This is a genomic window from Lunatimonas sp., from assembly GCF_020832325.1.
Taxonomy (GTDB): Bacteria; Bacteroidota; Bacteroidia; order Cytophagales; family Cyclobacteriaceae; genus Lunatimonas.
The window spans coordinates 12,293-37,248 of the sequence record NZ_JAFIEU010000042.1; the positions used below are offsets into that span (position 1 = coordinate 12,293).

The window sequence follows — 24,956 nt, forward strand, 5'->3', positions numbered from 1 at the left end:
CTTTAGTATGACACATCCCGAAACCAGCCGGTAATACTAGCCCGTTCACGTTGGGTAGGTAGCACCTCATGAGGGATCTCCCCGCTCAGGAAAACCACCAATCTACCACTTTGCGGTAGGATATCCGTATGGGATTCACCCCCCTCCGCCGTGGGCAGGTAGATGCGAAGTGCGCCGCCGTCCTCCTCTTTCCAATCATCGTTTAGGTATAAAATTACGGTTACCACTCGGTATTTCACTGCCTGAAACTGATCCAAATGCCGCAGGTAAAAAGACCCCGGAGGATACATAGCAAAATGGCACTCAAAGGACCGAAGCCCCAGAAAACACCGCTGATTGATCGTTTGCCTCAATTTGTCCATCAGCTGCCAATACGCTTCCTGAATAGGCGATAGTTCGGACTCATCCATCCAGAACACTTTGTCGCTTCGTATCTCCGGCCTTATGGCAAAGGAATCCCCCTTCCCAATTCCTGCATGACGAAACACACCATGGTTCAGCAAGTCCTGCTTTTCTTCCAACAAGCCTACCCTCAACTGCTCAGGCAAATAATCGTCTACCACTACCCAACCCTGCTCGTAAAGTGCCTGGGCTATAAAATCGTTGTACTCCTGCAAAACTGGTTTCTCTTCAGACATATGCGTTACCATCTTGTAATTACAAATATAACTAGACTAAATTTCCAAGCGCTTAACATTTTTAGCGTTAATGGGCTAATTTTGTCCTTTCAGAAAAAACCCATTTGGCATGCACCTTAAATCGGAAGATATTATCCGACTGGAACTGGACTTCAGCACGGGCGACATTCCCCCTCCTTTCAACCATGTTTACAAACTTAGGCTGAGTTTCGATCGGAATTTCGTAAATACCCAGTTTGATATCGAATACCAACATCGGGAGGAACTGACCGAAGTGGAAATCACCAATGAAGGTTTTACACTGGACGACGACTACAAATTTGTCGGGGAAATCCCAAAGGTATGGGAAACTCCATTTAAAAAACTGTATTCCCAAAGCAAATGGTCCAATCAAAAGCATCTGGGAGACGCCGGAGGCATCAAGCTACTGGCTAAAGACCTCCATGGCAAACTGGTACGTAGCATACCCTCCAACCAAAATGATTGGCAGTACCTGGCTCAGGAATTTATTCAGGCCATCTACGAGGTGAGCAAACGGGAAAGCCCCCTTTTGATCCGCTTTAAGTCGATAAGTTCAGAACAGGTATGGCTCTACGAAATGACTGTCAAATTTGCTACCCGAAAAATTGATTTGATGCTAAACGGAGCACCTCAAACGATGGCTTGGGAAGATGCAAGGGAACTACTTGCCAATATCTACCTTCCGGATTACGATTATGAAATCGCAAAAGCTTCGGAACCGACCAAGCGTGGAACTTATATAGATGTCGGAGACGGTCTTTGGCATGATTTTAGCCAAGGTGTTCATAACTTGGACGAATCTTTTGACGCCAAAAGTCAAATCCAGAAAACCTTTGAGAATTTGAATAAATTCTCTCTGTAACATGGAGTTAACCATCGGGCAGTCAGGAGACGCTTTCAAAAAATAACGCTGAAATTATTATGAAATCGAGCATGACCTTGAAGTCACACATTGGGATGCCCCGATAGCCATCGGGGCAACGATGCGAGATTCCATGTGACTGCTAAAAAACAAATTAAAAATAGATGAAACGAATGAAGGGAATACTTGGCATAGTTCTAAGTGGTTTGTTGCTAGCTGGATGTGCAAACTGGAGCAACACGGGTAAAGGAGCGGCAATCGGAGCAGGATCTGGTGGAGCCATAGGAGGCCTCATTGGTAGTAAAAAAGGTAACACGGCAGGAGGTGCAATCATCGGAGCGGCTGTGGGAGGCGCTGCAGGTGCTGCCATCGGGAAGTACATGGACCGTCAGGCCAAAGAATTAGAAGCCATTGAAAATGCACAGGTAGAACGGGTTGAAGAGGGAATTAAGATCGTTTTTGAATCGGGTATCCTTTTTGGGTTTGACTCTTATGCGCTGACTCCCGATTCCCAGAAAAGTGTAATGGAGCTGGCAGAAATTCTCAACAAATATCCCGACACCAATGTAATCATCGAAGGTCATACTGACAACCGCGGCAGTGCCTCCTACAATCAAGGTCTCTCTGAGCGCCGGGCCGGGTCAGTTGCCAACTACCTAAAAATGAAGGGAGTATCGGGAGATCGACTGACAATCTTGGGACATGGACTAGACAGACCGGTCGCTAGCAACGATACCGACGAAGGAAGGGCAAAAAATCGACGGGTAGAGATCGGGATCTCAGCCAACGAAGATTTACTTGAAAAAGCCGAAAGCGGTGATCTGGATTAGTCAGACCACAGAAATCATGGGTAAATTGACTGCGGCTGGACATTTTGTTCAGCCACATTTTTTTATTTGGCTTTGATCACCTCTGCCTTCAAATCCTGGATCATCCGACCAATATCTTCCAATGTGATGGTTTGATCCCGCTCTCTGGGATTTGGAAATTCTGTACTAATAAAAGCCTTTGCTTCCCAGACTTCTACCACTTCGGAAGGGTCTATTTCAAAGGGTTTGTACATTTCATTGTCAGAAACTAAAAAAAACTTACCCCTTTCCGTAAGGTAGTTGAAAACCCGTTTGTAGACTACCCCTTCGTTTTTGGTCACCAACACGTAGGTTTTGGCGCTCTTCACGTCTCCTAGTGATTCTAGGTAAGCCCCAATGATAATGGTACCGGGCTGAACGGGAAGCATGCTGTCTCCACTAATCTCAAAAGCCCTGTAGGTCCGGTTTTGGGGAAGGTTTGGGAGATGAAATTGAGGCAAATTGCCCACAAATTCGGTATCAGAATACCCATTTAAGTACCCGGCTGCAGCCCGTTGACTGACCATGCAAATGCCTTCACGATCTTCTTTGTCTAGCGTGATGGCAAGCACCTTCAGTGGAGTATTTGATGCCGTTTGGCCATCATCCTTAGAAAGGTCTCTGCTTATTAACCCGTCCATACTGACACCAAACACCTCAGCCAAGGTCACCAATCCAGAAAGTTTGGGTTCGGAGCGACCATCCTCGTAGGCGGAAATCATGGTACGCTGTATTCCCAATTGCTCCGATAACGCTTCCTGGGTCATACCCGCCCGTTGTCGGAGAAACCTGATGTTTTTCGATAAATACATCTTTCAGATTGCATTAAGCAGAGTACATGAAGAAATTATGGTCTTCCTTCCAGTACTCCTTAAAAGAAAACTTCATAAGATCCAGCTTGGCCGTTTGCCGCATCATGATCCGAGCCCTCAGCTCGTCGTAAATTTCGTCATCTGTACGAGTGCCTTCAATCAGCAAATAGCCGTATTTAGGTAACGCTCCGCCTTCCACGGTAAATTTCACCTGTAGGTTGCCGGAGGGTAGCTTCTTGGTTGTGTAACTGATCTGCATGTGGAAAGTGGCTATTAAAGAAAATGAGACTTGAATGTTTATAATATCAACATCTCAAAGATAAAAATGTTTGTTTTATAAACAAAACATACCTGACAAAAATCCAGTTATTACTTCAACCGAATTCAACGTCTTTTGCAAATTTTTACCCCTCAAAGGGTAATTATCAAACCATAAAAATCAACTATAAATTCTTTTTTAATTCCATAGGTTTATTTTTAAACCTATTTCATGAAAATTATTTTTTTTAATTGGAATTTAGGCTAAATTTAACACCCATAAGGCAACTACTAACAACATACAAAAAATGAAAAACATCAACAGAAGAAATTGGCTTAAGACAAGTGTGCTAGGACTGGGATCCCTCTCTCTGGCATCTAGTGAGTTATTTGCAAAAGGCACCGGTTCATCCGCAGGAAACTGGAGTAGCCAAAGCATGGTAAAAGAGATCATCCTCCCTCCTATGAACGAGGTGAAAATGAGGGCCCGGCTTTCTGCCAATGAAAATCCTTTCGGTCCCTCCGCAAAGGTTCAAAAGGCGATTGCTGAATCCATATCCGTAGGTAATAGATACGGACATGCAGATGCCGCGTACCTAATTAGCATGATCGCTGAAAAAGAAGGTGTAAAACCAGAAAATATCATGTTGGGCCCAGGGTCTACCGATCTGCTGGAAAAAACGGCCATCGTATTGTGTAAGGATGGTGGAAATGTGGTTTCTGCAGATCCCACGTACATGTCGTTGGTCAACACCGCTGAAAAAATCGGTGGCAGCTGGAAAGCCGTACCTTTGAAAAGTGATTACTCCCACGACCTCCCCGGAATGAGCTCAGCGATAGATAGCAAAACCAAGCTTATCTACGTGTGTAATCCGAACAACCCCATGGGTGCTATCACAGAGGGTGGTTCATTGAAGGAGTTTTGTAAATCAGCCTCGAAGAAAGCTCCGATATTTGTAGACGAAGCCTATTTGGAATTCATGGATAAACCGGCAGACAATACCATGGCCGGGTTGGTCGCTCAGGGATACGACGTCATGGTAGCCCGTACATTCTCGAAAATTCACGGAATGGCTGGACTTCGGGTCGGATACTTGGTGGCTACTGAAGAACGAATCAATTCCATCACCTCTTTGGTGCGGGGAACGATGGGTCTTTGCGTTACTTCGTTGAAAGGTGCCATCGCCAGTATGCAGGATGAGCAGTTTTTGACCGACTGCCGCAAGTGGAACAAAGAATCCAGGGAATTCACATTAGATAAAGTCGTGTCTATGGGATTTTCTCCCATAACGTCTCATACCAGCTTCATGATCTTCCCGATCGAACACGAAGGAAGGGCATTCTCTAAAAAAATGATGGATCAAGGAGTAGGCATCCGTGTGTATTCCATGTACGATTCTTCTTGGTGTAGAGTAAGTATGGGTACCATGGATGAGATGAAACTCTTTGTAGATGCACTGAAAGTTTCGACTACCTAACAACCACATAAACCGAAAACAATAAACCCAAATAACCCCCTTACTATATATGCATTAGCCACTAATAATCGAATACATTTATGAATATAGCAGTCCAAAAGACGCTTTCCTTGCTAATATTGTTGGTAATCGGGTTTTTACTGAGGGGAAAGCTTGGAGATCCTGCACAACAAAAAGGGTTAAAAACGTTAATCCTTACGGTAGCACTTCCGGCAATCATCTTCGTCGCATTATTAAAAGCAGAGGTACAACCGGACCTCTTAATGCTGCCGATTCTAGCCATCGGATTTAACGTGGTATTATATTTTATATTAAAGTATACACTCCCGTTTTTCGGAATTGAAAAAGACAGCAGCACATTTCGAACCTACTTGTTGTTGTTTCCGTCACTTGCACCAGGCCTATCCTGTTTTCCATTTCTTATTGAATACTTAGGTGACGATGCGTTGGCATGGGGTGCATTGGCTGACATAGGCAACAAAATTTTCGTGTTGATTATCGCCTACCTGATTGCTATGAGATGGTACTTTAAGATTAACACCGAATTGAAAACAGGCAACGGCGACAAATTGAAGTCCTTGTTGATAAGTTTGATCAACGAACCGATCAACATCGTAATTGTTCTCGCGTTGGTGTTACTAAGTTTAGATATACACCTGACTGATTTGCCTACGTCCATCTCAACTGCTATCACCACACTGAGTAACTTGATGACTCCACTTGTACTGATTTTCATTGGTATAGCAGTTATATTTAACTGGAAACAAATCAGGAAAATTGCCGGGCTACTGATGGTTAGGGCTGGGCTTACATTCGTATTGAGCGGATTGGTACTGCTCTTTGCCCCTCAGCTTTCCTTTGCCGCAATCATGGTTCTAGTCGTGTTTCCGCAAAGTGCAATCAGCTTCTGGCCATTTGCACACATGGCGTCAATCACAGCCATGGAGCAAAAGCAGGAAAATAAACGACAAAAAACGTTTGATATGGAATTGGCCGTCAACATATTGGCCGTATCGATGCCTTTCGCCACCGTGATTATGCTTACTGTATTTTCATTTGGAGAGCTATTTACTTCATCTTCAACACTGTTTACGGTAGGTTTCGGATTGATGGCTTTGGGAATCATTAAACCTGTTCTTTCCTGGTTCAACATCATCGAGTATAAACCTTCCTTCGAGAAAGAAGGAAATTGAGACAACACACTACCAGCAAAAATTAAAAACCACCACTAACACCTAATTCAGGGTAAAAAGCAGGGTCTACATGACCCTGCTTTTTTTGTACCAAATCCATCGTTCAAATGCGACCTGCAATCCAATTTATCGTAAACAAAACCTATCGGATGTGTTCCCTCACCAAACTGGAGCCTATACAAACCCAAAAAAGAAGCCTCCTAAAACAAAAAACCTATCGGATGGCTGGACGAATCCAACCTACCGATAGGTCACTAAAAGTGCGGGAAACTAGAGATTGAAAAGAATATTGACTTTATTAATTTACGATCTGTTAAGTTTCTGAGAAGAAACCTTTTTGAACGCGCTGGCGAACATACCTAGATCATCCAACGTACCCATGCTTACTCTGCAATAGGTCTGATTTTCTATCAGTGCTGTTTTGATCGACACCTGATTGGCCATCATCCTTTTCCGGAAATCCTCGCCATCCATAGAAATGGGGAACAAAATAAAATTGGTATGAGAAGGAATATAATCATAGCCTAACTTTTTAAGCTCACTGTAGATATATTGCTTTCCTTCTTCGTTCTTCTTTACGGAGTACTTTAGAAACTCAGCGTCTGTTAGACTCGCCGCAGCGGCAGCCATAGAAGGTCCGGACAAGGTGTTTCTTGGACCCTCAGCAGCTAGCTTTTTAATCACCTCCGGCTGAGCGATGCAGTAACCTACCCGCAGTCCTGCAAAAGCATGTACTTTTGAGAACGTTTTGGCTACAATGACATTCTTACCCTTTCGAACACATTCTACGGTTGTACTTCCGGCCGGATCGTCCATGTAATCGATATAGGCTTCATCAACAAATACCGGCACCTTGTCTGACACCAAGTCACAGAAGGAACGGATTTCTGTACCCGTCATGATTTTACCTGTAGGATTGTTTGGATTCACCAAATATAGCAGGGAAATATCGTTGGACACCTTTCCTTCCATCGCAGCCAAATTATGGTCAAGCTCCTTGGTTAATGGTACTTTTACCCAATCTGCCCCCATGGATTCCGCTGAGCGAACCAACGAGAAATAGGTAGGATCTGCTGAGAGCACTTTAGAATTTTTGCCACCATACACCCTAGCAGCGGCGTGTAGCAACTCGCTGGAGCCTGCTCCGAGCAGAATAAAGCTCTTATCCACACCTTCCACTTCGGCGATGGTATCCATAAGTGTGTCTCGGTATTCTCTCGGATAAAGAAAAGAATCCTCGATCGCTGCCTTCAGCGCCTTCTTGGCCGATGCCGCTGGCCCGAAAGGATTTTCATTAGAGGAAAGGCGTGCGTAGTAGTCAGACGGCCGCTTCTTTTTTAGCTGATCAATTTCAAAGGATTCCTGTGTGGCATTCACGTAGCCTCCTGCAAAGAGCCCTGCAGTGGCTGTCATGCTGGCTTTGAGCCAACTTCTTCGATCTAAATTTTTCATTCGTGGTGTTAGGGTTAAAGTGAATAGAAGTGAATTTAATTTTAAACGAAAACACCTTTAGGGAAAGATCATATGCGTAAAACACTTGCCAGAATTGGCAATACCGTACGCTGTGAATTCCCTAAAGGCTGTTTCCAGCAAGCAATTTTACCTACCTCACCGAGACATTGTGATAGGTTCGGAAGGCGATATCTTTGTGAACTCCGGCAAATTCCAATCGAACGGTATTTCCAACACGAGGAGCGGACAAACCTAGGCTAGACCAAGGCTGCTCAAAAACAAGCCTTCCATTGCTGTCCGTCGTGGCGGATCCAATTTCCTGGGTGTGGTTGATGAATACTCTCACCTGCAGACCAGCAACCGGAATGGAATCTATCCCCACGGTATGATCTAAGATGCCGCTTTTGTCGAGCTCGTAGAATCGACCATTGACCGACACGGGAGCGCTAGCCGCAAACGCCGACCCTTGCAAAACCACCAATACCGGTGAAGCGACATTGGGGGTTACCAATTCATCTGTCTCCACACAGGAAACGCAGCAAATCAAAGCCACAACCGCTGCGTATAGTCCTAGTTGTCTAAACTGTATCTTCATAATCTGTTTATTTTTGCAATTCAAACAGAATCTCTGTCAAATTGCTTGTGGTTACTTTCTTTATTAAAATATAATGGTTCAAATTACCTAGCAAAGTCTCCTTCAGGGGCTCGATACGAACTACTCCGCCCACCAAAGCTTCGTTCTCATGTTGTCCTCCCCGTTCAGCAACTGTACCCCAATGGCTACATTTTCACTGTTAAGGGAATACTCGGTTAGCGGATATTCCAATCTAGTTGGCAGTACGCCGTTATTGGTGAAGATAGAATTTGGATGCGGCGCAGGCATCACCGGGAACCCGGTTCTTCTATACTCAGTCCAAGCCTCAATTCCCTGACCAAAAAGCGCAATCCATTTCTGCGTCATGATCGTTTCCTTGGTAATCGTACCCAACCGGCCCATGTAATCACTTGGCATAGTCAGTCCATTCTGTTCAAAAGAAGCTGCAATAGCCTGGCTGAGGTAGGTCTCGGAATTGCCTTGAATATCCCCATCAAAGGCTGCTTCCGCAAGCACAAAGAGCAACTCCGAATAGGTCATAAGTACACTGGGTGCCTCTGGATCCAGAAAACGGTCTCCGATGGTAGAAGCCACAAAGGTAGCCGCCGCCTCATCTGTCAAGCCGTTTGGCAATCCGGCATAGGTACCACTTGGTGTTGGCTTGGCATAGGCAGTGATACGTGGGTCGTTTAACTCCAGAAGTTTGTCAACCAATGTGGAGCTGATGTTCCAGTCGGACCGGGTGGAAAACACATCAAACATCTTGTTCCGGCTTCCGATCACATTCGCATGGTCCAAAGCTGCGTACTCGGCATTACTGGTGAAAATGGGGAAAACGCTGGGGTTAGCCAATATCTCCTGCATGATAGCCCTAGACTCTGCAGGCTTCTTTGCTGCTTGACGGTTTGCCAGTTTCAACCTCAGCGAGTTGGCAAACTTCTTCCATCGCATTATATTTCCCCCAAAGAGAATATCTCCCTCCACACGAGGACCTCCCACTGTCAACTTTTCGTTGGCTAATTTTAGATCCGCCAAAATACTGGCATAGACTTCTTCCATCGAGTCGTATTTAGGTGAATAGATCGGCTCATCCGCTGTTCCCTTGAGAGCGTCAGAGTAGGGAATTGGCCCAAAGACATCGGTAATGTAGGCGTACGTAAAGGACTTCATGACCAATGCAATGCCTTCGTAGTTTACATTCGCATAGCGTGCCCCAGGCGCAGATAGCTTGAGCATACTTTCAAAGTTGATCAACGAATTGCGGTACACGTTATTCCAAGTGCCAGAAGCGATGGTAACAGGTACCTCATAGTTATCCCCTTCGGAGTTGATGTAAATATTTCTGGCAATATGCTGAATCCAACACATGGCAGCATCGATGTTTAATCGTTCGTATCGCGTACTGTGGCCCCAATACCTGTCCGCAGATACCTGAATGGCATTGGGAAGCAAAAGGCTAGGATTAACCAATTCAGGTTCGTTGGGATTTGTGTTTATTTCCTCAAATTCACTGGTACATGCTCCAGCAAACAGGCCGGATGCCAAGATGAGTGTATAGGGAATGATTTTATGGATTTTCATAATTCTTTCAGTCTAAATAAGGGAATAGTTAGAAGGTTACATTGAGGTTGAAGCCTATGTTCCGGGTTGAAGGCTGCTCTCCGGAGGCAAAACCCTGGGAATTGCCACCTTTCATATCCACTTCCGGATCCATATGGGGGTGGTTTCTATGTAACATCGCCAAATTTCTTCCAACCAATGACAACCTGACGCCTTGAATAAACGTCTTACTCAACACCGATTGAGGGAAGGAATACCCAAAGGTTACTTCACGCAGTTTCACAAAAGAGCCATCAAAAATGCCTGCTTCGTGATAGTTTCGGGGATTGGTAGCGTTCCAGAAAGTTGCTGCCTGGATCACCACGTCATTTGGCACATAGGAAGGATTCTCTGCGGTGCCTACATTCTTTACACCCTGACCGATTACGCCTTCTTCACGTCCAATCGCTGTTTCCGCATACTGTCCTGTTTTTCTGGCTAGGCCCGTACCCACATCAAAGATATCTCCACCCATTCGGATGTCTATCAGGGTGCCCAGTGAGAAGTTTCGGTATTTGAAATCGTTTGCAATACCTCCCATCCAGTCTGGCTGAATATTTCCGAGCTGAAAGGTACCCGGCTCCAACTGAGGAAGCCCGTTGTTGTAAACGATTTCACCCTCTGGAGATCTCAAATATCGTCGACCATAGAAAGTTCCGTATGGCTGTCCGATACGTGCCTCGGAGGTCACACTGTTTTGGGATCCCAAAATGTAGTTTTCCAAACCTTCTGCCAATTCCACCACCAAGTTTCGGTTTCTGGAGAAGTTCACAGACACATCCCAGTTAAACCCTCCTCTATTCTGAAGAATCGAACCCGTCAACATGGCTTCCACTCCTTGATTGGTCACCTCACCGGCATTCAAAGTACGGAACTGATAACCCGAAGCATTGGATATGGCTACTGCGAGGATTTGGTTTGTGGTGGATTGGTGGTAATAGGTCAGATCCAAACCAATACGTCCATTGAGAAACCTCAAATCCAATCCCAATTCCCTACCTGTGGTAATTTCCGGCTTAAGATCTCTGTTGGCGATGGTCGGTGCCTCGGAGTACATTGGCGTGGTACCCGCCCAAAGACCCTGCGCAAGGAACGTTTGCCGTAGCTGGTAAGGATCGGCATCATTGCCTACCTGCGCTAGTGATGCCCTGATTTTGGCAAAGGACAAGACGTTGCTCTGAATATCAAACAAATCGGTAACCACTGCACTCAATGCCATCGATGGATAGAAGAACGAGTTGGCGTTAATGGGCAGCGTACTGGACCAGTCATTACGTCCCGTGATGTCCAAGAAAAGGGAGTTGTTATAGCCAAACTGAGCAGCACCAAACACACTGTTTACAGTTTGTCTTCTGATTTCACTGGACGGAACCACGGGACTAGCGTAGTTGCCGAGGTTGTATAAACCGTCTATGGTCAATTCCCGCACGTTCACCCCATTGCTGGAAAAATCATTGGTGCGGTTGATCGCTCCTGCCTGTACATTGACTGAGAATTTAGAAGCGATGGTTTTGTTGTAGTTCAAGATAAAATCACTATTCGTTTCTTGACTTACGATATTGGTCTGTGTATAGGCCCCAAGGATTCGAACATTGTTTTTTGTCCGTTCTACGCTGGTCACATCTGTTCGATTGTCTGACCAGTAGTCCGTACCAGAGCGTATCATTAAACTCAGATTGTCGGTGAATTTATATGTTGCGGCAATATTTCCCACCAATCGGTCCTTTTTGTTTGCGTTGGGATACCTGTCTTGAAGGAAATAAGGGTTCGCAAAATACTCGTGCTGCCAGTTAGCATAGGGGTAGTCGTCACCTGGACGAAACGTAGCACGTTGTATTTCATAGTAATCCTCCCAGTTTTTCAACTTGTCGTATTCTGTGTGCCTGTGTGCCCAGATAAAATCCGAACTGGATGTAAATCTCCTGTTGTCTGAACCTGATTTCACATACTCGGCGCTTACCGTCACATTCAACTTAGAGGTGAGGTTGTAACCCGCATTTAGTTTGAAATTGTTTCGGAAGTATCCATTGTTGTACATGATACTTTGCTGATCCAGTCTACCCATTGATAGCCTGAAATTGCCGCTCTCGTTTGCACCCGAAACAGCGATATTGTTTTGTACGGCGCTTCCTGTTTCCCAAAATTGCTCCCAGTTATTGGGCTGAGGCAACAAAGGAACCCTATCCGGGGCAGAATACCACAATGGTACCAACCTACCGTCCATTGGAGCTCCCCAGCTTTCATCGACACCGGCAGTTCCCCGGATTCCGTCTGCATCAAAGCCATTTCGACCGTCTACATACCAGGTACGGTAACCGGCACCACCCCCATATATATTTTGGAAGTTAGGCTTGATCATTGGTCTGTCAAAGGTCACGTTCGAATTAAACTCCACGCCGATACCCTTCGTCCCAGATCCGTCCTTGGTAGTGACCATAATGACGCCGTTGGCCGCCCTTGAACCATACAGGGCCGCGGCGGTGGCTCCTTTCAAGACGTTTATCTCTTTGATGTTATCCGGATTAATCTCTGACAATCCACCTCCGTATCGCCTCGTATCGGTCTGCTCCAAGGGAACGCCATCCACTACGACGAGAGGCTGATTGTTGCCTGAAACGGATGAGGACCCGCGGATGACCACGTGTGATCCAGAACCTGGCATAGAATTACTGTTAATCTGCACACCGGCCACCCGACCTGCGAGGTTGTTTACCACGTTTGGCTGCCGAGCTTCTGCTAACTTACTGCCGTCTACGGATTGGGTGGTATATCCTAGCGCCTTTTTTTCGCGCTCCATACCAAATGCGGTAACAACTACCTCAGAAAGTGCCTGGGTGTCTGGAACCAATGAAACGGAAACTACGCTTCGGTTGCCCACCGATATTTCCTGCTTATTGTATCCAATAAAGGAAATTTCAAGCGTGTTTTCACCCTCTGAAAGGGACAATGAAAACTCTCCGTCTAAATCTGTAGCGGCACCTTTGGCTGTACCTTTCACAAGCACACTGGCGCCAGGAATTGGATCGTTATTTTCATCCAATACCTTACCGGAGACAGATCGTCCCTGTGCGAATAGCGGATTGTCAAAGGCTGACACCGCGATAATCAATGCAACGAGAAAGAGTCCTTGTATAAAAGAAGTCTTTCCACTCCACAGTGTAAATGTTTTGATCATGTTGTTAATGGTTAAAGTGAACTATAAATACCCCGTTACCGGGATGATTATACAATCTTAGTGAGGTTATTTGGGCAAGTTTAAAAAGATTACTTAGGGTTTTCAGGTCCTGCCAACCCAACTGAAGATTGGCACTCTCCGTATCTGAGGATAAATATAGATCAGGAAATTTTTAAAACACAACAGACCAAAAATTATTTTTCAAACACACTAACAACCTATAGGTTTCGTTTTTACTACTTTAATCTATTTTTTATTATTTTAAATTATATATATGATTAAAAAATCAATTTTTAATTTTTTTTATTATTCAAAAATTGAATTTTTTTTGTCAAAAATTATTTACCAATAAAGCAACCATATTATCGATTTTTGGTTCACCAATAAACCATATTTTCTCAATTAGACTATTTTTAATTAGTTTATTGGATATTTTTTTACCCCATTTTTCCATGTTTTGATATTTTTTTCAACGTACAAGGTTAGTTTTTTAACTATTACAGTAGTTTAATTTAAAAAAACACATTATATTTGCCTTTTTAAAATTATACGATATTTTAACCTGTATTTTATTCGATTCAAAAAATCCTTTGGTATTCAAACATCCCTCTTTGATGATGTCGAAATCACGACTACCTTCCTCTAAACCAACTAAAGCCACCTAGTATCCCAGGTGGCTTTAGTAAATACGCCGGCACCGCACTGATACGGCCTACCGAAACTTGTTTTTCAGCATGGAAAGCTTTGCTGCCAAATCTCCCTCTGGTTCTTTTTCTCTTGGCTTGATAGAAGTATTGGGTCTACCTCCTCCCTTCTTTGACAGTGACTTTTCAGCAAAAGGATCGGATTTCATGCTTAGCCCAATCCGCTTTCTGGAAAGATCTACCTCCATGACGGTAACCTCCACTTTTTGGTTCACGCTGACTACATCGGTGGGGTCATTTACAAAGCGGTCTGCCAAATGGCTTAAATGCACCAATCCATCCTGATGTACCCCGATATCCACAAAAGCCCCAAATTTCGTGATGTTAGTCACAATGCCTGGCAACTTCATACCTACTTTCAGGTCTCCCATCGAATTTACGCCCTCTTGGAAAGCAAAAAGCTCAAAGTTGTCGCGAGGATCTCTACCAGGCTTTGAAAGTTCATCTAGAATATCCTTCAAGGTTGGCAGCCCCACCTCATCACTGACGTATTTTTGCAATGAAATCCGCTCCGCAAGGGCCCTATCTTGCAAAAGTTGCTCCACTTTACATCCCAAATCTTGCGCCATTCGGCTGACCAATGCATACCGTTCCGGATGCACGGCACTCGAATCCAATGGATTCACCCCATTTCGGATCCGCAAAAAACCAGCAGCCTGCTCGTATGCCTTTTCACCAAGTCGGGGAACCTTTTTAATCTCTTCCCGACTTTTAAACGGTCCCTTTTCATTCCGATACTGCACGATGTTTTGTGCCAGCGCAGGACCTAACCCGGAAACGTAGGTCAGTAATTGTTTGGATGCTGTATTCACTTCAACCCCTACGCCGTTCACGCAACTCATCACCGTATCATCCAGTGAGTTTTTCAATGCTGCCTGATCCACATCGTGCTGATACTGACCAACACCAATGGATTTGGGGTCGATTTTCACCAGCTCTGCAAGCGGATCCATCAGTCGTCTTCCTATAGATACGGCACCACGGACCGTCAGATCAAAATCCGGAAATTCCTCTCGCGCAGCCTCCGAAGCGGAATAGATCGAAGCACCGCTTTCATTAACCATCACGACAATTACCCCCTCCGGCAGTCCGATCGACTTCACAAAAGCTTCGGTTTCGCGACCTGCCGTCCCATTGCCAATGGCAATGGCATTCACCGCATACTTATGCACCCATTGCAAAATCACGGCTGCCGCATGGGATACTTTTCGCTGTGGCTCGTTCGGAAAAATAGTCTCGTACTCCAAAAATTGCCCTTGAGGACCTAGACATACCATCTTGCATCCCGTCCGGAATCCCGGATCGATCGCAATCACTGCCTTTTCGCCAAGGGGTGCGGCTAGTAACAATTGCCTGAGATTTTCTGTAAACACTTTAATCGCTTCCTCGTCCGCCTTCTTCTTGGAATAAAGCCGAACCTCTGTCTCCATAGAAGGCTTCAATAGACGTTTATAACAATCTTTGATGGCTAACCTCACCTGATTGGCTGAAGGATTGTCATCTTTTATCACTTGCTTCTCGATTAGCTTAAGCGCATCCTGCTCCTCTGGACAGGTATCGAGCATGAGAAACAACTCCTTTTCTCCCCTACGCATGGCTAACACTCGGTGCGAGGGCGCCGTCTTGATCGGTTCGGTCCATTCAAAATAGTCGCGGTACTTTGCCGCTTCCTCTTCTTTACCCGGAATCACCTTACAGACGAAATTTCCCTCTTCGATAAATAACTCACGAACCTTTTTCCGCACAGCTGCATCTTCATTGACCCACTCAGCCATGATATCGCGTGCCCCTTGCAGAGCATCCTCCGCGCTATGAACTTCCTTTTCTGCATCTATAAAAGATTCCGCAAACCCATCCACATCAAAACCAGACTCCTGCTCGTAGAGCTTTGTAGCCAATGGCTCCAACCCCTTTTCCTTGGCAATGGTACCCTTGGTTCGTCGTTTCGGCTTGTAGGGTAAATAGATATCCTCCAACACCGCCATGGTTTCCGCTGCGGCAATTTTTTCATTTAAAGCATCTGTCAGCTTCCCTTGCTCTTTGATAGACTTTAACACCGCCTCTTTACGCTTTTCCAAATCACGTAACTGCTGTATCCTATCTCTAATGGCAGCTACCTGTACCTCGTCGAGGCTTCCCGTAACTTCCTTCCGATACCGTGAAATAAAAGGAACCGTTGCCCCCTCATCCAAGAGCCCCACGGTGTTATCCACCTGCTTTAGCTGAATCCCCAACTCCTCGGCGATCTTTAAATAATGATTCAAATTTACCATCTGATAAAAGCTGTCTTTCTGTACCAATTACCTATTTGGTCCGCAAGTTAAGCCATAATCGCATGCTTTGCCTCAAAAAGTTTGAAAAACAGCGCGAGGAATTATGGGGACAATATCGTAAATTTGACTACCGTGAACTTCTACAAACCTATCAAAAAATGGATAACCCTGACCGACAAGAGAAAATATACAACCTCATCAACCTAGAAGAGATTAGTGGTGGAAGTAGTGAGTTCATCGAACAGATGATTATACTTTTTCTCGACCAAGCAGACAACACCATCAAGGGAATGGAAAAAGCTATGGAGACTGGGAATATCGCTGAGATTCGAAATTTAGCACATCAACTTAAGCCAAGCGTAGATAATATACGGGTAGAAGAGCTAGGGAAATCCATACGCATCGTGGAGGATTTGGCAGAAAACCAGCCCAATTCGAGCGAACTACCTCACTATGTATCCATTTCGATGGATCAACTTAGGGAACTCGTCAGGCAACTGAAAAGGGACTTTAGCGGTTTAGCGTAAATGCTCAAAAACCGGATAAAAGTACTTTCTTCTAAGCCTTTCTTCCTCCGCCTCGGTAGGCTTACCCATTGCTTCCAGTATCATTGCCCGGTATTGATGGGCCTCCCCGGCCACCGGTGAATCGGGAAATGACCTGACCGAGACGGTAAGCTGGGTAAGTGCTCTTTCAAAGTCATCCTCCAGACCTTCGTCAACAATCCGCTTTCCTTCCGTAAAGTTACCCATCCAATTCATCGCCTCTGGAGACATTCGCTCCGCCTCCTGAAATACCTGAAAGGGTGCTAATTGCATGGGTTGAACCTTCTCCTCTATAGGCATTGCCTCCTCGATAGAGAAATATTCCGAAATGGCTTTCATATAAGCCTTCGCCTCTTTTCTATTATAGACGTTCCGTTTTAACCTTGCCTCCTCAGGTGCATGCGAAAAAAAGGACGCTTCAGCTATCACCGCAGGAATACCATAGGTACCTCTCAGCACACCGGCACCGGAATTCGGAAAGATGGCAAAATCAGACACAACACTCAGAGGCCCTTCATCGGAAAACAAAGTCCTTCTAAACGACTCGCCGATTAGCTTGCCCAGGACAACGCCCGCCCTATTCTCCTCGGAACTGCCATGAAAGTATATGATCGGAAAATTCACCGATCTATCGGCAGTCGCGTTGTGGTGAATAGAAATAAACATATCTGCCTGATTAGCTACTGCTAGGGCGGCCCTGTCTGCAAGGCTAATTGACACATCTTCCGTACGGGTCATGAGTACTTTGGCACCACTTTTCTTCAGCATACGCTGCAACATGCGAGCAACCCGTAAGTTTATCCATTCTTCCCGCTCACCTGTAGGCCCCACCCGGTACTGATCGGTAGCTGCTGTACCTCCATGCCCGGGGTCTAAGCAGATTACTTTCCCCTCCAAAACCCTTCGGAGATTGCTCTTTTGGTCTTGTGAAAAACCAACGCTGCTAACGAAGAATACCAATGCGGCTACAATGCCCAGAAAACTGTAATGAGTTGGTTTCATAAGTAGAAAGTTATCTTTGTCGATCAGATACAGCTGCCATTTGCCAGATATCCACTTCTGGCGGAAGATATTCCTAATATACCGGTTTCTCTTATTTCGAAGCCGCATAGGCTCAAAAATTTACAAAAGCAAAGAGCCATCCATGCAGATGGCTCTTGATTCCTACCTAAGTAGAAGTAAGTCTAATGGATGGAAAGTGTCTCAATTGTTTGACTAGGCTGTTCATCCAGATGAACTACTTCGATCTTTGTGTCCTTTTCCGCGGCGGAAATTCCAAGAGGACTTACCACGGGTATGAAAGGTGCAATGACAATGGATACAATGGAAGTAAGCTTGATCAAAATATTCATCGAAGGTCCCGAAGTGTCTTTGAAGGGATCGCCAACCGTGTCTCCAGTGACCGAAGACTTATGAGGCTCTGAACCTTTGTAGTACATCTGCCCGTTGATTTCAACTCCTTTCTCAAACGATTTCTTGGCATTATCCCATGCACCACCGGCGTTGTTTTGAAAGATCCCCATCAAGACACCGGAGACTGTCACCCCTGCTAGCATGCCACCGAGTACCTCATGACCAAATAGGAAACCCACTACAATTGGGGATAAAAGAGCAATTGCACCAGGCGCCACCATTTCGCGAATGGACGCTTTGGTGGATATCTCCACACACTTTTCATAATCGGGCTTGTTCTTGTACTCCATAATACCCGGAATTTCTTTGAACTGCCGCCTTACCTCGTTTACCATATCCATGGCAGCCCTACCCACAGCCGCTATAGCAAAGGAGGAAAAAATAAACGGAATCATAGCCCCCACAAATAGACCGGACAGGACATCGGCCTTATAGATATCGATCGAGTTAATGCCGGAAATCCCCACATATGCAGCAAACAAAGCAAGGGCGGTCAATGCCGCGGATGCGATGGCGAATCCCTTTCCGGTTGCTGCGGTGGTGTTACCGACTGCATCAAGGATGTCGGTTCTTTCCCGTACTTCCTTTGGAAGGCCGGACATCTCTGCAATACCACCTGCGTTGTCCGCTATTGGTCCGAATGCATCAATTGCCAATTGCATGGCTGTAGTAGCCATCATACCGGCAGCGGCGATGGCCACCCCGTACAATCCTGCTGCCAAATAGGAAGAGAAAATTCCGCCGGCCAACACCAAAATCGGTAAAACGGTGGACTCCATGCCGATGGCTAAACCTCCGATGATATTGGTCGCATGGCCTGTAGAGGACTGTTTGATTATGGAATTCACCGGACGGCGACCCATTGCGGTATAATACTCTGTAATGATACTCATCAGTGCACCGACAATCAATCCGATAAATACCGCACCAAAAACGCCCATTTTAGTGAATGTCACCGAGGCATCCCTTTTCATCACCAACTCTCCTTCAGGCAGCATAAAATCAATCAAGAAATAAGAAGCAGCAACTGTTAACAAAATGGATATCCAGTTTCCTTTATTCAATGCATTTTGTACGCTACCATTGTCATCGGCAATTTTCACAAATAGGGTTCCCACAATCGAGAAAATCAGACCCAATCCGGCAATAACCAGTGGCAACAGAATAGGAGCGATACCTCCTAGGTTGTCGTTGGAAATAATTTCACGGCCCAACACCATGGAAGCAAGGATAGTTGCCACATACGATCCAAAGAGATCTGCACCCATACCGGCCACGTCACCCACGTTATCGCCCACATTATCGGCAATGGTGGCTGGGTTTCGAACGTCGTCTTCCGGAATACCCGCTTCTACTTTGCCGACCAAGTCAGCCCCCACATCAGCTGCTTTCGTGTAAATACCCCCACCAACGCGGGCAAAAAGAGCGATTGACTCAGCGCCTAGTGAAAACCCAGCCAACACTTCCAAGGCTGTTTCCATTTCATGACCGTTCACATCACCACCCTGAGAAATTACAAACATGTAGTAAAACACGATAAAAAGAGAGCCCATACCAAGCACAGCCAGTCCGGCCACACCCAATCCCATTACGGTACCCCCTGTAAATGAGACCTCCAATGCCTTCTTTAAACTCGTCTTCGCTGCCTGGGTAGTTCGAACATTTGCCTTGGTGGCGATATTCATCCCCAAATAACCTGCAAATGCAGATGCCACTGCACCGATCAAAAAAGCGATCGCAATCACTGGACTGGAATTCTCCAATAAGGTGCCCGACCATCCCAACACCAACGCCGCGATAACGACAAAATAAATCATCACCTTCCACTCGGCCTTTAAAAATGACATGGCACCTTTGGCGATGAAACCAGCCAGCTCTACCATATTCTCCTCACCTGTAGGCTGCTTGGTTACCCAAGCCGACTTTACGGCCATGACCAATAGGCCTATGATTCCCAATAAAGGCACCAAATAAAGAAATACCTGCTCCATATTGTCGATTAAAAGAAAGTTTTAAATTTAAACATCCGACAAATATATTATTATTAGCAACCATAGCAATAAAGAAATGATATAATTGGAACACGGAAACCTAAAAGTAACGGTAAGGAGTACCGGCTCCCCTAAAAATCAGCCATTTACTGTTAAAAACCCCCTCTGCGAAGGATATAAGGATTTTTTAAAAATTCATTCGATCTCCATCCCCAGCATTACATGCAATCCTTGTGAGAGGAAATGTGTCAACTCAACACGATACCGAACGACGTTCTGTAGCGAATTTACCATCTTGGAACACACGCATAAAAAAGCCCTACCTGTAAAGTAACAGGTAGGGCTCATTTCAGATGGACTTAGAAACTACGAAACAAAAGTGACCGAAAGTGTAATCGGAACAGCCTTTAAAGCCTTGCTGATTGGACATCCCACTTTGGCCGCCTCTGCCAATTCTTTGAACTGCCCCTCGTCCATACCGGGCACCTTTCCTTTGAGGTCTAGAGTGATCGAGGTAATGGCAAATCCTCCCTCTTCTTGTTTGTCCAAGGAGACCGTGGCTACTGCATTCAATTCCTCCGCGGCGAAGCCTTTTCCTGCAATTTGGAAACTCAAGGCCATGCAAAAGCAGCCTGCATGAGCAGCCGCAATCAACTCCTCTGGGTTGGTGCCGGCTTTGCCATCTTCGTTTTCAAACCTCGTCTTTGACGAATAGGGGGTTGCATCAAAAAATCCACTGGGAGCGCTTAGGGTCCCACTACCTTCTAAACCGGTGCCTTTCCAAACGGCTGTTGCTTTTCTTTTCATCTTCTTATAGTTTTTTTTAATGGCCAGATGGCTGCCTGTCGGCAGAAAGGGAATGCACATTAAAATCATCCTCCTGTGTGAGTACTTTTCCCATGGGCATTTTCATCTGTTGCAATTTAATGATTAGGTTGTATAGTTATTACTGACGATAAATTTACAGATTATCGACCGGAATTACTACGCTTCCGGGAAAGAAGGCTCCAGAAACTCACATTGCGCACGTTCAGGCATTATAGGACCTTCAGTCCAAACGTCACTTCCAGCTCCACCTCTTCCCCGACCAAGGCCTCGATCTCTTTCTTTACCTCCTGAATTTGCTCACTACTCAGACTATAATCAGACACAATCTTCACAGCCAAACGAAGGGGTTTTACCTGCCGCACACGGATATCTCTAAGCACGGCTTCTTCTATACGGTGACCATTTAGCTTAGAAATCACATCTTTTTCCCGCACCATATCTATAAAACCAAAAAAGAGCGGTAAACTGATCAAGACCACCACCAAGAGTGAATACACCAATCCCTTGGTGGCCAATCGGAAAGGACTAAAACCCAATAGTAAAAAAGTGAACGCAGCCGCCAATAGTATCCCTGCCAAGTTGGTCATCAATAACAAAAGAGCCCCCGAAAATATGCCCCAGTCAGCCCAGCCTAGCCCTATACCTGAAACTGCGAGCGGAGGCACCAAAGCGACAGCAATCGCTACACCGGCCAAGGTCTTTGCTACTTCCTCTTTGGCATGAGCATAGGCACCGGCTACACCGGAGGCCACTGCTACTCCCAAATCCAATAAGTTAGGCCGGACCCGAGCGAGGATTTCATCGTTAGGAATACTCAGTGGCGTAAGCCATGTGATAAACACCGCACATAAATAGGCCAAAATCAACCCGAGACCAATGGCAGCAGAGCTATCCCACATCAACTGTCGATCTTGTCGCAACACGCCCATAGACATCGAAATAATGGGAGACATCAATGGTGCCAGAATCATGGCACCAATAATTACCGGAGAAGAATTCCCAAACAAACCCAACGTAGCAATGCAAGTGGACAAGATCATCAACACCAAATAGCTACCGCTAGCCTGAGCATTTAATCGGAGGGTAGAAAAAAGCTCTTTAAACTCCTCCTTTGATGCATGATGAATAAATGGCAACGGCCTGTTTACTAGAGCATCCCGTGATTCACCGCGCGGCAGCACCTCCACTTTAAACACATCCTGTTTCACCGGCTTGGCTTCCATCTTCAAGTACCGGCCAGGTATCAATCGGATCGCCTGAGAAACCACTTCGAGGTCTATTTCTCTAGCACTCATCAATACCCCATCACAGGTGAAATTAATTGCGTCGTCGCTCTTGATATGGATTTTGTCCGTTTTGATGTGTGCAGCGAAGGGAGGTAAACGGCGACTGGAAGACCTGAATATGCTATAAAAGCCAAACCAAATCAGACCGGTCACACTTCTTGGAGCCAATGCAATCAGGTGCATTCGACCATCATTGATGAACGCATCCTCCAGTACCATCCTACTCAAACGGCTACTTTGCCCGTGCTGAACCACCACCATCCCCAAACAGGCTGTGTTTATGGGACTTTTTTCTGGAAACTCCAACGTAAACAAACTGGACTCCAAACGCCTGAACAGGCGGAAGAAAGCTGAAAGTTTACTGACGGAACGTGCCCAAAAACCATCTTTAACGGCTCCTGACATTAGGCTGAGAGACTCCCCAATGACCAAAGTGTTAAACACAGGCCGGCCATTTGCCAAAAGAACATCAATGGGCCGCGCCTCCTCTGCCTCCAGCATGTCTTCAAGGGTAGCCGACAGCCTGCCCTCTACACCAAGACCCGCCTTTGCCTGGGCCATACGGGGGTGAGGAAGTAACCCGACCATCCAATTTTCCTTTATTGCGAGCGGAATGAGCTCTCTCAACTGGTCATCGCCCAAAAAAGTTACTACAAAATCCTCGTTTCCCAACTGCACCGTTAAGTCGTTGTTGAAAGGTAGCTTTAGCTTCAGGTTTTCCCTTAAAGCCGGTAGAATTTCGGCTTCGACCACGGCTACCTCGCGCTCATCGTATAGTAAAACTATGCTTTTCATTAGTTTCTAGTTGTTCTTCAGTGGTTAAATAGCCGGCCTGAGTTATCCCTGTTGATATGCTCAAATTTCCCCCAACAGGATTCTCAGCACTTTTATCACAGCTTCGCTGACCTGTGTCCCGGGACCAAATACAGCCTTTACCCCCGCATCGAGGAGAAATGCCTCATCTTTTGGGGGAATGACACCTCCTGCCACCACTACAATATCGGATCTCCCGATCTTGGCCAGCTCGTCCATCAACTCCGGAATCAGTGTCTTGTGGCCACCTGCCTGCGAAGAAACCCCCACTACGTGCACGTCGTTCTCCGCTGCCTGTCTCGCCACTTCCTCGGGCGTCTGAAACAGTGGGCCCACATCCACGTCAAAACCTAAATCTGAAAACCCACTGGCGATAATTTTTGCTCCTCGATCGTGTCCATCTTGACCGATCTTTGCGACCAACATCCGAGGTCTTCGACCCTCTAAACTAGCAAATTGCTCCGTTTTTTCTTTGGCCGCTTGCACAGATTGGGAGGCTCCCGTCTCCGAAACGTAGGCCCCCGACACCGTCCGTGTAGTGGCCTGATATCTTCCAAAACTATCTTCCATAGCGCTCGATATTTCTCCCAAGGTAGCCCGTGCCCGTGCGGCCTCCACTGCCAGCGCCAACAGGTTTCCCTCCCCCGAATCGGCAGCCTCCGTGAGGCGGGCGAGCAACTTCGCAACCTTTGCATTGTCCCTGCCTTCCTTAACCGCGCGTAATCGCTCTACTTGGGAGGCTCTAACTGCCTCGTTGTCCACTTCAAGAATATCCATCGCTGCCTCATCCCCCGAACGGTACCTGTTTACCCCGACAATCACATCTATCCCTTCGTCAATTCGTCCCTGCTTACGAGCCGCTGCCTCCTCTATCCGCATCTTTGGAACGCCTTGTTCGATGGCCTTTGCCATGCCTCCCAACTGTTCTATCTCTCGCATGTGTTCTTCGGCCCGAATCAGCAGGTTGTCGGTAAGGTACTCCAAATAATTCGATCCCCCAAAGGGATCAATCGTGTTCGTCAATCCGGTTTCTTGCTGAAGATAGAGCTGCGTATCCCGAGCGATTCTAGCAGAAAAGGGGGTAGGCAATGCAATCGCCTCGTCAAAAGAGTTGGTATGTAGGGACTGCGTATGACCCAGCACAGCAGCCAATGCCTCCAACGTAGTTCTACAAATGTTATTATAGGGATCCTGTTTGGTCAATGACCAGCCCGAGGTCTGACAATGGGTCCGCAACATAAGCGACTTGGGGTTTTTCGCCCCCAAACCATGCATCATTCGTGCCCATAGCACCCTGCCTGCCCGAAGCTTGGCTATCTCCATGAATTGGTTCATCCCTGTAGCCCAAAAAAAAGAAAGTCTGGGAGCAAAATCATCGATGTCCAGCCCCGCATCGATGCCCTTCTTCACATAGGCCATCCCATCTGCGAGGGTATAAGCCAACTCAAGGTCTGCAGGCGCACCGGCCTCATGCATGTGGTAACCTGAGATGGATATAGAGTTAAACTTTGGCATCGTAAGGGCGGTATACTTGAAGATATCCGCTACGATACGCATGGAGGGTTCCGGAGGATAGATGTAGGTATTACGCACCATAAACTCCTTTAGAATATCATTTTGAATGGTTCCCGTCAGCCTGTCTGGGGTTACCCCCTGCTCTTCCCCAGCTACGATAAAAAATGCCATAATTGGAATGACCGCGCCATTCATGGTCATGGAAACCGACATTTTATCGAGCGGTATCCCCTCAAAAAGCTGCTTCATGTCCTCCACCGTATCAATCGCCACGCCAGCCTTCCCCACATCCCCTTTTACACGGGGATGATCCGAATCGTAACCTCTGTGGGTAGGCAGGTCAAACGCAACCGATAAACCACGCTGTCCTGCCGCTAAATTTTCCCTGTAGAACCGATTGGAAGCCTCAGCGGTCGAAAAACCCGCATACTGACGGATGGTCCATGGTCTGGACAAGTACATCGAAGCGTAAGGACCCCGCAAAAAAGGTGGTGATCCAGCAACGGAAGTCAAGGGAAATGCCGAGCTCAGCGATGAACGACTAGGGTGAGAATTTAGTAAAAAACCCTCGGGCAGATGTATGCCGGCAGACACATTCTCTGCCGGGTCTAGCTCCATATCGTAAGGGGTCCATTGCTGCCACTGAAAACCCGGCAG

Annotated in this window: 18 protein-coding genes; 5 read left to right on the forward strand and 13 right to left on the reverse strand. The window is 46.2% G+C overall.

The features are described 5' to 3' along the window. Positions 1–2 precede the first annotated feature (2 nt). Positions 3–638: a 2OG-Fe(II) oxygenase gene (locus tag JJU34_RS14790; RefSeq protein ID WP_228693166.1), complete on the reverse strand. Its 636-nt coding sequence runs from the start codon at positions 636–638 to the stop codon at positions 3–5. A gap of 109 nt (positions 639–747) precedes the next feature. On the opposite strand from JJU34_RS14790, the gene JJU34_RS14795 reads away from it, so the two are divergent. Then, positions 748–1,521 carry a hypothetical protein gene (locus JJU34_RS14795; RefSeq protein ID WP_228693168.1) on the forward strand — a complete coding sequence of 258 codons (774 nt, stop codon included), beginning with the start codon at positions 748–750 and terminating at the stop codon, positions 1,519–1,521. A 173-nt stretch (positions 1,522–1,694) separates the two neighbouring features. Beyond that, on the forward strand, positions 1,695–2,351 hold the full coding sequence (locus JJU34_RS14800; protein WP_366512713.1) for an OmpA family protein: 657 nt from the start codon (positions 1,695–1,697) through the stop codon (positions 2,349–2,351). A 62-nt stretch (positions 2,352–2,413) separates the two neighbouring features. Here the strand turns inward: JJU34_RS14800 and JJU34_RS14805 are convergent, their stop codons facing one another. Next, entirely contained in the window at positions 2,414–3,181 is a 768-nt protein-coding gene (locus JJU34_RS14805; protein WP_228693171.1) for a LexA family transcriptional regulator, read from the reverse strand. 13 nt (positions 3,182–3,194) lie between these two features. Further along, positions 3,195–3,440, reverse strand: a complete 246-nt coding sequence (locus JJU34_RS14810; protein WP_228693172.1) for a hypothetical protein — start codon at positions 3,438–3,440, stop codon at positions 3,195–3,197. 307 nt (positions 3,441–3,747) lie between these two features. On the opposite strand from JJU34_RS14810, the gene JJU34_RS14815 reads away from it, so the two are divergent. Then, complete coding sequence (locus tag JJU34_RS14815; protein WP_228693173.1) at positions 3,748–4,917, forward strand: histidinol-phosphate transaminase; 1,170 nt, start codon at positions 3,748–3,750, stop codon at positions 4,915–4,917. A gap of 80 nt (positions 4,918–4,997) precedes the next feature. Beyond that, positions 4,998–6,110 carry a permease gene (locus tag JJU34_RS14820; RefSeq protein WP_228693174.1) on the forward strand — a complete coding sequence of 371 codons (1,113 nt, stop codon included), beginning with the start codon at positions 4,998–5,000 and terminating at the stop codon, positions 6,108–6,110. A 303-nt stretch (positions 6,111–6,413) separates the two neighbouring features. Here JJU34_RS14820 and JJU34_RS14825 read toward each other — a convergent pair whose 3' ends face one another. The 5 genes from JJU34_RS14825 to JJU34_RS14845 all read right to left on the reverse strand — a co-directional run bounded on the left by JJU34_RS14825 (position 6,414) and on the right by JJU34_RS14845 (position 15,908). Further along, positions 6,414–7,562: a histidinol-phosphate transaminase gene (locus JJU34_RS14825; protein WP_228693175.1), complete on the reverse strand. Its 1,149-nt coding sequence runs from the start codon at positions 7,560–7,562 to the stop codon at positions 6,414–6,416. 151 nt (positions 7,563–7,713) lie between these two features. After that, positions 7,714–8,157 (reverse strand): hypothetical protein, encoded by a 444-nt coding sequence (locus tag JJU34_RS14830; protein ID WP_228693176.1) that lies wholly within the window; start codon positions 8,155–8,157, stop codon positions 7,714–7,716. A gap of 120 nt (positions 8,158–8,277) precedes the next feature. Further along, entirely contained in the window at positions 8,278–9,738 is a 1,461-nt protein-coding gene (locus JJU34_RS14835) for a SusD/RagB family nutrient-binding outer membrane lipoprotein (RefSeq protein ID WP_228693177.1), read from the reverse strand. Positions 9,739–9,766: 28 nt separating this feature from the next. Further along, positions 9,767–12,931 (reverse strand): SusC/RagA family TonB-linked outer membrane protein, encoded by a 3,165-nt coding sequence (locus JJU34_RS14840; protein WP_228693179.1) that lies wholly within the window; start codon positions 12,929–12,931, stop codon positions 9,767–9,769. A gap of 712 nt (positions 12,932–13,643) precedes the next feature. Next, entirely contained in the window at positions 13,644–15,908 is a 2,265-nt protein-coding gene (locus JJU34_RS14845) for a Tex family protein (protein ID WP_228693181.1), read from the reverse strand. 158 nt (positions 15,909–16,066) lie between these two features. Between JJU34_RS14845 and JJU34_RS14850 the strand changes: the two genes are divergently transcribed. Continuing rightward, complete coding sequence (locus JJU34_RS14850; RefSeq protein WP_228693183.1) at positions 16,067–16,435, forward strand: Hpt domain-containing protein; 369 nt, start codon at positions 16,067–16,069, stop codon at positions 16,433–16,435. On the opposite strand, the gene JJU34_RS14855 is transcribed toward JJU34_RS14850, so the two are convergent. The 5 genes from JJU34_RS14855 to scpA all read right to left on the reverse strand — a co-directional run bounded on the left by JJU34_RS14855 (position 16,427) and on the right by scpA (position 24,917). Further along, entirely contained in the window at positions 16,427–17,455 is a 1,029-nt protein-coding gene (locus tag JJU34_RS14855; RefSeq protein ID WP_228693185.1) for an N-acetylmuramoyl-L-alanine amidase, read from the reverse strand. The two genes, JJU34_RS14850 and JJU34_RS14855, sit on opposite strands and share 9 nt — an antisense overlap. A gap of 182 nt (positions 17,456–17,637) precedes the next feature. Then, the gene (locus tag JJU34_RS14860; RefSeq protein WP_228693186.1) at positions 17,638–19,857 is read right to left on the reverse strand and encodes a sodium-translocating pyrophosphatase; all 2,220 of its coding nucleotides are present in this window, start codon (positions 19,855–19,857) and stop codon (positions 17,638–17,640) included. A 366-nt stretch (positions 19,858–20,223) separates the two neighbouring features. After that, complete coding sequence (locus JJU34_RS14865; RefSeq protein WP_228693188.1) at positions 20,224–20,664, reverse strand: OsmC family protein; 441 nt, start codon at positions 20,662–20,664, stop codon at positions 20,224–20,226. Between the two features lie 230 nt (positions 20,665–20,894). Further along, positions 20,895–22,766 (reverse strand): DUF389 domain-containing protein, encoded by a 1,872-nt coding sequence (locus JJU34_RS14870; protein ID WP_228693189.1) that lies wholly within the window; start codon positions 22,764–22,766, stop codon positions 20,895–20,897. 60 nt (positions 22,767–22,826) lie between these two features. Next, a complete protein-coding gene (gene scpA / locus JJU34_RS14875; protein WP_228693312.1) occupies positions 22,827–24,917 on the reverse strand; it encodes a methylmalonyl-CoA mutase in 2,091 nt (696 codons plus the stop codon). Between the last annotated feature and the right edge of the window lie 39 nt (positions 24,918–24,956).

What these genes read in the sequence shown, in the direction of transcription:
- JJU34_RS14855 (WP_228693185.1), bottom strand. Translation starts at nt 17,455, where the DNA reads ATGAAACCAACTCATTACAGTTTTCTGGGCATTGTAGCCGCATTGGTA.
- JJU34_RS14830 (WP_228693176.1), bottom strand. Translation starts at nt 8,157, where the DNA reads ATGAAGATACAGTTTAGACAACTAGGACTATACGCAGCGGTTGTGGCT.
- JJU34_RS14870 (WP_228693189.1), bottom strand. Translation starts at nt 22,766, where the DNA reads ATGAAAAGCATAGTTTTACTATACGATGAGCGCGAGGTAGCCGTGGTC.
- JJU34_RS14805 (WP_228693171.1), bottom strand. Translation starts at nt 3,181, where the DNA reads ATGTATTTATCGAAAAACATCAGGTTTCTCCGACAACGGGCGGGTATG.
- JJU34_RS14825 (WP_228693175.1), bottom strand. Translation starts at nt 7,562, where the DNA reads ATGAAAAATTTAGATCGAAGAAGTTGGCTCAAAGCCAGCATGACAGCC.
- JJU34_RS14820 (WP_228693174.1), top strand. Translation starts at nt 4,998, where the DNA reads ATGAATATAGCAGTCCAAAAGACGCTTTCCTTGCTAATATTGTTGGTA.
- JJU34_RS14800 (WP_366512713.1), top strand. Translation starts at nt 1,695, where the DNA reads ATGAAGGGAATACTTGGCATAGTTCTAAGTGGTTTGTTGCTAGCTGGA.
- JJU34_RS14795 (WP_228693168.1), top strand. Translation starts at nt 748, where the DNA reads ATGCACCTTAAATCGGAAGATATTATCCGACTGGAACTGGACTTCAGC.
- JJU34_RS14835 (WP_228693177.1), bottom strand. Translation starts at nt 9,738, where the DNA reads ATGAAAATCCATAAAATCATTCCCTATACACTCATCTTGGCATCCGGC.
- JJU34_RS14815 (WP_228693173.1), top strand. Translation starts at nt 3,748, where the DNA reads ATGAAAAACATCAACAGAAGAAATTGGCTTAAGACAAGTGTGCTAGGA.
- JJU34_RS14860 (WP_228693186.1), bottom strand. Translation starts at nt 19,857, where the DNA reads ATGGAGCAGGTATTTCTTTATTTGGTGCCTTTATTGGGAATCATAGGC.
- JJU34_RS14850 (WP_228693183.1), top strand. Translation starts at nt 16,067, where the DNA reads ATGGATAACCCTGACCGACAAGAGAAAATATACAACCTCATCAACCTA.
- JJU34_RS14790 (WP_228693166.1), bottom strand. Translation starts at nt 638, where the DNA reads ATGTCTGAAGAGAAACCAGTTTTGCAGGAGTACAACGATTTTATAGCC.
- scpA (WP_228693312.1), bottom strand. Translation starts at nt 24,917, where the DNA reads ATGGAGCTAGACCCGGCAGAGAATGTGTCTGCCGGCATACATCTGCCC.
- JJU34_RS14865 (WP_228693188.1), bottom strand. Translation starts at nt 20,664, where the DNA reads ATGAAAAGAAAAGCAACAGCCGTTTGGAAAGGCACCGGTTTAGAAGGT.
- JJU34_RS14840 (WP_228693179.1), bottom strand. Translation starts at nt 12,931, where the DNA reads ATGATCAAAACATTTACACTGTGGAGTGGAAAGACTTCTTTTATACAA.
- JJU34_RS14810 (WP_228693172.1), bottom strand. Translation starts at nt 3,440, where the DNA reads ATGCAGATCAGTTACACAACCAAGAAGCTACCCTCCGGCAACCTACAG.
- JJU34_RS14845 (WP_228693181.1), bottom strand. Translation starts at nt 15,908, where the DNA reads ATGGTAAATTTGAATCATTATTTAAAGATCGCCGAGGAGTTGGGGATT.